The sequence below is a fragment of the Streptomyces sp. KR55 genome (assembly GCF_052245645.1).
In the GTDB taxonomy this organism is placed as follows: Bacteria; Actinomycetota; Actinomycetes; order Streptomycetales; family Streptomycetaceae; genus Streptomyces; species Streptomyces flavusporus.
The window spans coordinates 1-9,106 of record NZ_JBQQCE010000399.1 but is presented as its reverse complement, the minus strand read 5'-3'; the positions used below and the strand labels follow the sequence as shown (position 1 = coordinate 9,106).

The 9,106-nt window shown below is 68.2% G+C and carries 12 protein-coding genes and 1 pseudogene; 7 read left to right on the top strand and 6 right to left on the bottom strand.

The window, feature by feature from the left end; all coding sequences use genetic code 11:
- Window positions 1-228: 228 nt before the first annotated feature.
- Together tnpA and ACTWQJ_RS39255 are read left to right on the top strand one after the other, a co-directional pair.
- Complete coding sequence (tnpA, locus tag ACTWQJ_RS39260; protein ID WP_443311216.1) at window positions 229-627, top strand: IS200/IS605 family transposase; 399 nt, start codon at window positions 229-231, stop codon at window positions 625-627.
- Between the two features lie 147 nt (window positions 628-774).
- Window positions 775-1,026, top strand: a complete 252-nt coding sequence (locus ACTWQJ_RS39255) for an STAS domain-containing protein (protein ID WP_443311215.1) — start codon at window positions 775-777, stop codon at window positions 1,024-1,026.
- Window positions 1,027-1,655: 629 nt separating this feature from the next.
- Here the strand turns inward: ACTWQJ_RS39255 and ACTWQJ_RS39250 are convergent.
- Entirely contained in the window at window positions 1,656-2,129 is a 474-nt protein-coding gene (locus tag ACTWQJ_RS39250) for an Asp23/Gls24 family envelope stress response protein (protein WP_443311214.1), read from the bottom strand.
- A gap of 853 nt (window positions 2,130-2,982) precedes the next feature.
- On the opposite strand from ACTWQJ_RS39250, the gene ACTWQJ_RS39245 reads away from it, so the two are divergent.
- The 3 genes from ACTWQJ_RS39245 (at window position 2,983) to ACTWQJ_RS39235 (ending at window position 5,200) form a co-directional block, all read left to right on the top strand.
- Entirely contained in the window at window positions 2,983-3,654 is a 672-nt protein-coding gene (locus ACTWQJ_RS39245) for a hypothetical protein (protein WP_443311213.1), read from the top strand.
- Between the two features lie 61 nt (window positions 3,655-3,715).
- Entirely contained in the window at window positions 3,716-4,405 is a 690-nt protein-coding gene (locus ACTWQJ_RS39240; protein WP_443311212.1) for an ANTAR domain-containing protein, read from the top strand.
- 78 nt (window positions 4,406-4,483) lie between these two features.
- Window positions 4,484-5,200 carry an ANTAR domain-containing protein gene (locus ACTWQJ_RS39235; RefSeq protein ID WP_443311211.1) on the top strand — a complete coding sequence of 239 codons (717 nt, stop codon included), beginning with the start codon at window positions 4,484-4,486 and terminating at the stop codon, window positions 5,198-5,200.
- Window positions 5,201-5,333: 133 nt separating this feature from the next.
- Here ACTWQJ_RS39235 and ACTWQJ_RS39230 read toward each other — a convergent pair whose 3' ends face one another.
- The 5 genes and pseudogenes from ACTWQJ_RS39230 to ACTWQJ_RS39210 all read right to left on the bottom strand — a co-directional run bounded on the left by ACTWQJ_RS39230 (window position 5,334) and on the right by ACTWQJ_RS39210 (window position 8,052).
- Window positions 5,334-6,152, bottom strand: coding sequence for a SigB/SigF/SigG family RNA polymerase sigma factor (locus tag ACTWQJ_RS39230; protein ID WP_443311210.1), 819 nt, complete (start codon window positions 6,150-6,152; stop codon window positions 5,334-5,336).
- Between the two features lie 390 nt (window positions 6,153-6,542).
- On the bottom strand, window positions 6,543-6,902 hold the full coding sequence (locus ACTWQJ_RS39225; RefSeq protein ID WP_443311209.1) for an ANTAR domain-containing protein: 360 nt from the start codon (window positions 6,900-6,902) through the stop codon (window positions 6,543-6,545).
- 40 nt (window positions 6,903-6,942) lie between these two features.
- Window positions 6,943-7,300 (bottom strand): annotated as a pseudogene (locus ACTWQJ_RS39220) (PRC-barrel domain-containing protein).
- 9 nt (window positions 7,301-7,309) lie between these two features.
- Window positions 7,310-7,690 (bottom strand): ANTAR domain-containing protein, encoded by a 381-nt coding sequence (locus tag ACTWQJ_RS39215; protein WP_443311208.1) that lies wholly within the window; start codon window positions 7,688-7,690, stop codon window positions 7,310-7,312.
- 83 nt (window positions 7,691-7,773) lie between these two features.
- Window positions 7,774-8,052: a hypothetical protein gene (locus ACTWQJ_RS39210; protein WP_443311207.1), complete on the bottom strand. Its 279-nt coding sequence runs from the start codon at window positions 8,050-8,052 to the stop codon at window positions 7,774-7,776.
- A gap of 373 nt (window positions 8,053-8,425) precedes the next feature.
- Here ACTWQJ_RS39210 and ACTWQJ_RS39205 point away from each other — a divergent pair, with 373 nt between their 5' ends.
- Together ACTWQJ_RS39205 and ACTWQJ_RS39200 are read left to right on the top strand one after the other, a co-directional pair.
- A complete protein-coding gene (locus tag ACTWQJ_RS39205; protein ID WP_443311206.1) occupies window positions 8,426-8,638 on the top strand; it encodes a hypothetical protein in 213 nt (70 codons plus the stop codon).
- A 117-nt stretch (window positions 8,639-8,755) separates the two neighbouring features.
- Window positions 8,756-8,923 (top strand): hydrophobic protein, encoded by a 168-nt coding sequence (locus ACTWQJ_RS39200; protein ID WP_224734197.1) that lies wholly within the window; start codon window positions 8,756-8,758, stop codon window positions 8,921-8,923.
- Window positions 8,924-9,106 lie beyond the last annotated feature (183 nt).

The window sequence follows — 9,106 nt, the reverse complement described above, 5'->3', positions numbered from 1 at the left end:
GCCTTGAGCTCGCCGTAACACAGCTTGCGCAGCTCACGGACGGACGCCTTGAGCCCGAAGTGCTCGAAGCCGGTGGCGGACACCCAGTTGGCCGCCTCGTTGATCGCGAGCAGGGTGCGCTCAAGCGTTGGTGCCTGCGTGGCATCCGGCACGAGCTTGACCTGCCGCACGATCTTCACAGATCTCACCATAGGATCTTTGTCGCCTCAATAGGGGCAAAATCCTGACATCCGCAGGGGTCGTAGCGTGGTCTATATCCTCCACGCGCACTTGGTTTTCACACCGAAGTGCCGGCGCGGCCCGTTCACCGACGAGATTCTCCAGCGCTGCGAGGAGATCATGCGTGACGTGTGCGCCGACTTCGGCGCCGAGTTGCGTGAGTTCAACGGCGAGAGCGATCACGTGCATCTCCTGGTGCACTACCCGCCCAAGGTCGCGCTGTCGCGGCTGGTCGGCTCGCTCAAGGGCGTCTCCGCCCGCCTCCTCCGCCAGGAGTTCAACGACCACATCCGCACATACCTGTGGCACGAACACTTCTGGTCCCCGTCCTACTTCGCCGGATCATGCGGCGACGCACCACTGGCGGTTATCAAGGAGTACATCGAGAACCAGAAGCGCCCCGCCTGAGCGGGGCAGCATTCCCCAGCGATGCGGCGGCGCTCCGCGCCGCCCAACCCGCGATGCGATTCCTCACGGGCGTGAACGCCCGGGGTTCCTCGCAAGAACAGGCTGAACATCTACCGGCACGACCGGGGCGGGCGAGCACTGATCACCTTGGCCGGTGAGATCGGCCCGGCCACCGCACCCCAGGTGCGGACCGCTCTGGAGCGGTGCCTGCATGACGGCATCACCACCATCGACGTCGATCTGACCACCGTCGGCCTCTGCGACAGCAGCGGCCTGCGCGTCTTCCTCGACGCGTCGCGGCACGCCGCCGAGACCCACGCGTCCCTCCGGCTGCACCACCCGTCCCCGCAGACCGCACGGCTCCTCGCGGACACCGGCTCCGATCGTGTGCTCCTGTGATGGACCGGGCCGGAACGGCGACGCCGAGAAAGGAGTTGATGAGCCGGCCCTCTGCCCGCGGTCTTCCGAAGCAGGATGGGAAGTGGCAGGCGGAGATCGCTGACGCGGACGCTTCTACCTGGAGCACGGCCATCTTCCGGACCGGCCGGAGCGGGCTCCGCGCACGCAACGTTCCTTGACGCCCGAGTCCAAAGAACGCACTGCCCCTCACGCATCAGCTGCGGCCTCATCCCGGCGATGTCGATCGGCGCGTGCTGTGAAGCCGCCACGGCCGTCCCCTGCGGAAGTCGGAGCGGCGTTGATCGCGGAAGTGCAGCAAGCTGGTCGGTTCCTTCGGATCCCGGATCCGAGCGACAAGGAGCGGGCCCGCTACCGCAGGGCCTTCGACGCGGCCCGGCAGTATGCCCCTGAGGACGGCAGCGAGTGGAACCGGATCCGGCTGGCGCGCAGCCGTGTGATCACCGACGTTCGTAAGAGAGAAGGGCGACTGACGAGGGGAGCGTTTGGGCACACAGGCGAGGACTGCCGCTGGCGGGAGCATCGGCGGCCCAGTGCTTGAACCGGACCACCCGTCACCCAGGGTTCGGGCACGTACCTCCGATCGCGCCTACCGCTTCTGAGGCGTCGCCCTAATGCACTCGCCCCTCACTGGTCTCCGGACTGCCCTCGTCCGGCAAATGGACGTCGTTGACCGCGATGTTCACCTCGACGACTTCCAGGCCCGTCATCCGTTCCACCGCCGCGATCACGTTCTCGCGGACCTCTGCGGCGACGTCGGTGATGCTCACCCCGTATTCCACGACGACCTGGAGGTCGATGGCGGTCTGTTTCTGACCGACCTCCACGTTGACACCGCGCCCCGCGCTCGGGCGCCCGCCCGGGACCCGGTCGCGCATGGCTCCCATGGTGCGGGTGAATCCACCGCCCAGTGCGTTGATTCCGGGGACCTCCCGTGCGGCGATCCCGGCGATCTTCTCCACCACTCCGTCCGCGATGGTCGTTTTGCCACGGCGCTCCGACGCAGCCGGCAGCATCGTGCCCAGGCCAGGGTGGGACTCAGCCGGATCAGGCTTCCGCAGAACTGAACTGTTCGGCTCCGTCATGCGAGCCACCTCCTGGGGCGGTGCACGGAGTGCCCTACTCGGGCGGCCGTCATGAGTACTTCATGCACGAGTACCGTGCGGTGCCTCGGATACACACGCGCCACCGCGTTTTTTGCACCGTCCATATCCTGGGATTGGGCTGCTTCGGACCATCCGTCACACGACGCGAGGACTACGCTGCTGTGTAGACGTCCCAGACCCCGGCGGCATGCTGTTGCTGAACCCAGATGGCTGCCTGGTGCGGACTCTTCGTCTGTCACCCGGCGCATCCCTGGAGAGAACTGGGTGGGTCCTCTGTCCTGCTGCGCAGGCTGTCGGACCGGCCGTTGCTCTGCCTCCGCCGAAGATACGCCCCTCCCGGGAGCGCGCCCAGGGGGCCGGAACTCCGGCCCACCGTGCCCGCTGCCGGATGGTCTTCCGAACCGAGGCGTCATGCCCCTCTCACAGCTCACCGTCTACCGCCATGACCGAAGGAAGCAGGCGCTGATCACCCTGGCCGGTGAGATCGAGCTCGAATCCGCGCCGTTGGTGCGCGTGTCCCTGGAGCAGTGCCTGCGGGACCGTATCCGCACCATCGACGTCGACCTCACCCCGTCACCTTCTGCGACTGCAGCGGACTCAACGCATTCCTCCACGCTGCGCAGCAGACCACCATGGCCGGTGGGACCCTGCGACTGCATCATCCGCCGACGACGCCGGCTCGGATTCTCGACCTCGCCGGCTGCGAGTTCCTGCTCCTCGGCCTTCCGTTCAGCCACCTGCCACCTCCTCTCGGCGACACCCCGGCCGCGCCCCTTCCAGCCCCGCCGCACCGGTCTGTCCCGCTTGCGCCTGTTCTCTCGGGCGATGTGCGATGACGGCCGAACCCGGGCGGGGACAGTCACGGAAGCCGGGGGACGGCGAGCCGTCCGCCGTGGCTCCGGTGCGGTTGCGTCGGCTGAACCGTTGGCTGGTGGAGGGCCTGCGTGAGGATCTGGTGGCTCTGTATGTGGAGTGCCGCGCAACAGCGCCGGGTGATCCATACCGCCGTCCCAGCCGCCAGAACTTCCTGAACCGTCTCACCGCGGACATGCGCCGACCGGGATTCGCCATGGTGATCGCCGAGACGGACAGCCTGATGGGATGCGCCTTCGGATTCCCGGTACGCGGCGACGGCTCCTGGTGGCTCGGCTTCGACAGAGCATTGCCGCGCAGCATCGAGCAACTCACAGTGTCCGGCAACGTCTTCGCGTTCGCCGACATCCTGATCCGGCCGCACCCTCAGGACCGGGAACTCGCCCATCGTGTGCAGGAGCGGCTGCTGACCGACCATCAGGCATCGCTCGGCGCCGCCCTGGTGGACCGGGCCGATCGCCCAACCCTCGCTGCGCTCCGCTCCTGGGGGTGGCTGGACATCGGAGAGCTTCGCAGGCCGGCGGGCGCCACCACGTTCCGCGCGCTGGTATTTCCCCTCGGGGAACGCACCACGGCGAGGCTGGAGGGCCTTGTCACGATGCCTGGAGGCGGTGGCCCCAGTGGGGTCTGACAGGCGGTCGGCCCGCATTCGGATGCTGGTGGCCGAGCAGGCGGTCCGACGAGGTGCCCGGGTGAGTGTGGTGGACGTTTGCACCGCGGCTGTGGCCGCGCTGCCGGTCGGCGGGGCCGGGCTGTCGGCGATGTCCAAGGCCGCGGCGAGCCATCCGTTGTGCAGCACCGACGACATCAGCGAGCAACTGGAAGAGCTCCAGCTCACGCTGGGTGAGGGGCCCTGCGTGGACGCCTTTGTACGGGGCTCGGCCGTCCTGACACCCGATCTGCTCACCACTGAACTTCAGGATCACTGGGCCGTGTTCGCCGACGCGGCCCTGGAAGCCGGAGCCCGCGCGGTGTTCTCGCTCCCCCTGCAGAAGGGGGCGATCAGCCCGGGAGTTCTGGACCTGTACGCCAGCATTCCGACCGTACTGAACACGGAGGAACTGGCCGACGCATTGGCGTTCGCCGATCTCGCAACGCTGCTCCTGCTCGACACAAGAATCGACGAGACGGGCGCACCGACCGACGGGCCGATGCCGGACCGCAGCTTCGAGGACCTGGGCACATACCGAGCGGAGATCGACCAGGCCAGCGGGATGCTCACGGTTCAGCTCGGAGTCGGCATCGAAGAAGCCTTCGTCCGGCTCCGCGCCTACGCCTATGGGCAGGGACGCCGGCTCGCGGACGTGGCCGCCGATGTGGTGGCCCGACGGCTTCGTTTCTCCCCGGACGCGGAGCCGGATCAGGCCGAGGAGGAAACCTGACGTTCGGTCCCGGCCGAGGAACGTGCCGCACTTCCCGCCCCTTCGGGCAGGGACTAGTCTCAATCGAGGGTGCCCACGATGGACCAACAGCTTCTGTCCAAGACCTTCGTCGAACTGGCCGACAATCTCGTCGCCGACTTCGACCTCATCGATTTCCTGCGCCTGCTGACCGACCGCTGCGTCGGCATGCTCGACGCGAGCGCAGCCGGGGTGCTGCTCGCCGACCGGGACGGCAAACTCCGCGTCATGGCCGCCTCCGACGAACAGGTGCGCCTGCTGGAGCTCTTCCAGCTCCAGAACGACGAAGGCCCCTGCCTCGAGTGCTTCCGTACCGGCGTACCGGTGATCGTCCCCGACCTCGGTACGGTGACCGCCCGCTGGCCGCGCTTCGCGGTGGCGGCCCAGCGCAGCGGGTTCGGGGCAGTCCAGGCCCTGCCCATGCGTTTACGGGACGAGATCGTCGGCGCCCTGAACCTCTTCCGCACCACCCCCGGCCCCTTCGACCCGGCCGCCACACCCGTCGCCCAGGCCCTGGCCGATGTCGCCACCATCAGCCTGCTGCAACAACGCACCGCTCAGCGCAGCACGGTGCTCAACGAACAACTGCAGACGGCGTTGAACAGCCGGGTACTGATCGAACAGGCCAAGGGGAAACTCGCCGAACGCCAGGGCATCGACATGGAGCAGGCGTTCAGCGCGCTGCGCGGTTACGCCCGCGCCCACAACCGGCGCCTGGCCGATGTGGCCCGTGCCCTCATCGACAGTTCCGAACCCCTCACCGGTCTGGGGTCCTGACCCACGCCCTTGCCGGGGCCCGCTTCGATGGAGACGAACGGCATCGCCCCTGTCCGCAGGGCACCGCCGGCGACAGGGAACGGCCCACACCGCCCCCTGGCGGTCCGGCGCCGCCCGTGCACCCGGGACGTCGTCACACTGTCCTCCTGCGATCGTGGGCCTCGGCCATCACCTGGTCGCGCAGGCGCGCACAGGTGCGGATGATCAGCCGGGAGACGTGCATCTGCGAGAGACCGAGCTGCAGGGCGATGCGGCTCTGCGTCATCTCGCAGAAGAACCGCATGTAGAGGATCTGCCGTTCGCGTTCGGGCAGTGCCCGCAGCAGCGGGCGGAGCGCCTCACGGTTGACGATCAGGTCGAAGCCGGGCTCTGTGCCACCGAAAGTGTCGGTCAGTGGGTGGCTGTGCTCGGAGCGACCGGGTACGGCATCCAGGGACAGGGAGGTGAAGCTCTCCAGCGCTCCCTCGCCCAGCCGTACCTCCGCCTCGGTGAGGCCGGTGTGCGTGGCGATCTCGTGGACGGAGGGTTCGCGGCCGTAGAGCGAAGCGCACTCGTGGCCGGCGGAGCGGACCTGGCTGCGCAGCTCCTGTACGCGTCGCGGTACGTGCACACCCCAGAGGTGGTCACGGAAGTGCCGTTTCACTTCGCCCAGGATCGTCGGTATGGCAAAGCTCGGGAAAGCGCTGCCAAGGCTCGGGGCGAAGCGGGTCACCGCCTTGACCAGGCCGAGTTGGGCGACCTGCTTGAGGTCTTCGAAGGACTCGCCGCGATGACGGAAGCGCCGGGCGAGACGTACGGCCATCGGCGCCCAGGCGCACACCACCTCCTGCCGCAGCGCGGTCCTCTCCGGGCCGTCCGGCAGGGCCGCGATACGGCGGAACGCGGCATCGGTGTCCGGGGCGTCGTCGTAGCGGTATGCGCTTCGTGGGCTCTGGGTGCGTGCGTACGGCATGGGCACGTGTCTCCCTGATCGGTGGCGTCGCTCACCGTGGGAGCCGTCGGACCGCAGCACGCTGGGGAGCAGCGACAGCTGCTCCCACGGGCGTGCCTCCGGTCTGAAGCACATCGAACGAGTTCCCGAGCAGCCCGGTTTCAAACAGGGGCAACTGCGCCTGCCTACAGGGGATGTGGAGCGGAGAGGGCCGGTGGGCCTGTCATGCCTTCCGGCGAAGTGTCGACAGCGAAGCAGTGATCAGGGCAGAACGGACGAGGAACCGCACCACCGGTGTTTGGGATCCACGAGGCGGGCTACACACCAGAGGCGTCCGACGGCCGTCCTGGACGAAGGCACCGGAGAGTTGAGCTCGCAGCCCCCGGTGCCGTCCGTTGGGCGCGCACGCCGTCATCTCCGGTCCGCCGCATGGAGGCGCCGCAATGCTCGGCGCAGCTCCCGCTGTATCGGTTCCGGGAGCGTCCGGTCCCTCGTCGTGGCGACCAGAGCCGCAGCCACGTCACGTAGCTTGATGTTGCAGTGCTGCGACACGTCCACCAGCAGGTCCCAGGCCCGGTCGTTGGAACACGGCGCCAGGGCCATCACCATGCCGCGCGCCTGGTCGATCACCGCACGGCTCGCCAGCGCCCGCCCCAACTGCTCGTTCCTGGCGCGCAGTTCGACGACCTCGGCCAGCAAAGCCGCGTCCCCCGCCGAAGGCACAACCGTCAACAGCCGCTGTTCTTCACGGGGCGGGGTCACCTGGTGCATGGTCCGTACCTCACAGGGCAGTCATCCCGTCCATAGGTGGTCAGCGGCGCGCCAGTTGCCGTTCTCCGGCCGCACCCGGCTTGTAGGGCAGTCCGTAGTGCTTGAAGATCGCTTCCTCCTGCTCGGCGGGCAACACGCCGTCGGTGCCGATCGAGGGGGCCTGCTTCACCAGCGTTCTGACATAGCCGACCCTGAGATAGCCCGGCCCGGGCGATCGCGTCCTCAAGAGGGACGAAGACCAGACGGTGCCGGGTGGGCAGTCCGGTCCGCATCGTGGCCATGGCCGGCTCATCGGTGGTGGTGTCCACATAGACCGCCTCCAGGACACCGATCTTGTGCGACTCGGTGTCGACGACATCGAGGTTGCGCCATTCTCGGACGTCGGCTGCGTGAATCATGACCTCTCCCTACCTGGACGACCCGCCTGGCGGTCGTGAGTTGCACCTCTGGTTCTCTGCGTGAAATCGCCGCAGCGCACGCTGCATCCGCACCGGGAGCGGCTTGCCCTCCCAGGCGGCGACCAGGGCCGCGGCCGCCTCCGGAAGTTTGACGTTGCACTGCCGAGAGACATCCACCAGTAGGTCCCTGGCCGCCCCGCGGCGGCAGGGAGTCAGGACCATCACCATGCCGCGGGCCTGGTCGATGACCGCACGGCCGGCCAGCGCCCGCCGCAGCTGATCGTTCTCGGCGCGCAGCGCCACGACATCCTGTCCCGCCGACGCGTTCCCCCACGTGGCCTCGGCCCGCAGATCCCACCACTCCTCTTGGATCACGCTGGTGCGCTGCATGGCATACACCTCTCAACGATCTCGACGCGTCCGGCATGGCTGTCGCCGTCCCGGAACCCGTGGCCACCGGGTAACGTCACGGGTCACCTGCGGTGTTCGCGGTCCCGACGGTCCTCGCGCCGCCAGCGCGCCCGGTTCTGACGGCTGTAGCGGCGGTCCCAGCGTTCCTGACGATTCCGGCGCTCCTGGTAGTCCCGGTAGTCCCCGAGATCGGAACTGCCTCCAGGGCTCCGGCCTCCGCCACGATCGCGGCCGTGTTGGGATGCGGCGTAGACCAGCACCGCCGCAGCCACCCACCAGATGGGATTGAGGAAGCCGAAGCCGAACAGGAACGCGATGAGAATGAGGAGCAGGACGAACACGGTGGGCCTCCCCGGGAGCGGGACACAGCATCGATACCGGGGACTGGGGCCTCGCCCCACAGCGTAGCCCTGTCCAACGGTTGTGGATACCGTGCGACGTAAGCGCGTCCTGCCCGGCATGGATGGCTGCTTGAGACCTGTTGGGGAGCTGCGGCGAGGTCTAGCGTGCGACATGCCGCCCCTGCCCCCGGCAGCGTCGCACCGCCAGCGCGCTCCCCAGGGGGCGCACCCTGCGCATCGGTGCCGGAACCCGCCGCGTCACGAACGAGGCCGTTCCCGTACGCGCCCATCGTCACGCGATCCCGGTCGCGCCCCGAGCGGGCACCGATCTGCTGCCCGCCGCGTCGCACGCATCCCACACCAGGCGGTACACATGTACGCGCTGATCGTTCTCGCTTCGACCCCCTTCGTCCTGCTCGCCACCGTGATGGCCCTGTCCTGGTGGGAGGACCACATCCTGCCGACGCCGCCGACCGAGTCGGCCGAAGCCCCCGCCGAGGCTCCGTTCACCCCGGCGGCTCCTGCCCAGCTCCCAGAACTCCTCAGTGTCGGCGCTGCGTTGACAAGGGACGTTGCCGGGCGTTGACTGGCAGCACGGCGTAGGGCTGTGCCACTCCGGATTGTTCGGCCGCAGCATTCCACCTTCCCGCTTCGCCCGGACCCCGCGGAATCAAGGAAATCCCCGCGATCTGGAGGCCCGGCAATGTTCTGGATTCTTCTCCTTCTGGTGATCCTGGTGGTCTTCGGGTTCGGCTTCACCCTGCAGATCCTGTGGTGGGTCGCAGCCGTCCTGCTGGTCCTCTGGATCGTCGGCTTCGCCGTGCGCGGACGCAACGGTGGCAGGCGCCGGTACAGCCGCAGCCGCAGGTAATCCACTCCACGCCCCATCCCCCGCGGGAACGACCGCCTGTACGGCGATCGCGCGCGGGAGCCCATCCAGCGGACAGGCAGAGGACAGTCATGAGCGTCGTACAGACGATCAAGCACAATGCACAGGAATTCAAGGGCCGGATCACCGAACGCATCGGCCGGACCCCCCGCAATCGGCGACTGC

Bases quoted from the DNA above. Each gene is read 5' to 3' on its own strand.
- ACTWQJ_RS39225 (WP_443311209.1), bottom strand. From the start codon at position 6,902: ATGCACCAGGTGACCCCGCCCCGTGAAGAACAGCGGCTGTTGACGGTT.
- ACTWQJ_RS39250 (WP_443311214.1), bottom strand. From the start codon at position 2,129: ATGACGGAGCCGAACAGTTCAGTTCTGCGGAAGCCTGATCCGGCTGAG.
- ACTWQJ_RS39235 (WP_443311211.1), top strand. From the start codon at position 4,484: ATGGACCAACAGCTTCTGTCCAAGACCTTCGTCGAACTGGCCGACAAT.
- ACTWQJ_RS39245 (WP_443311213.1), top strand. From the start codon at position 2,983: ATGACGGCCGAACCCGGGCGGGGACAGTCACGGAAGCCGGGGGACGGC.
- ACTWQJ_RS39205 (WP_443311206.1), top strand. From the start codon at position 8,426: ATGTACGCGCTGATCGTTCTCGCTTCGACCCCCTTCGTCCTGCTCGCC.
- ACTWQJ_RS39230 (WP_443311210.1), bottom strand. From the start codon at position 6,152: ATGCCGTACGCACGCACCCAGAGCCCACGAAGCGCATACCGCTACGAC.
- ACTWQJ_RS39200 (WP_224734197.1), top strand. From the start codon at position 8,756: ATGTTCTGGATTCTTCTCCTTCTGGTGATCCTGGTGGTCTTCGGGTTC.
- ACTWQJ_RS39215 (WP_443311208.1), bottom strand. From the start codon at position 7,690: ATGCAGCGCACCAGCGTGATCCAAGAGGAGTGGTGGGATCTGCGGGCC.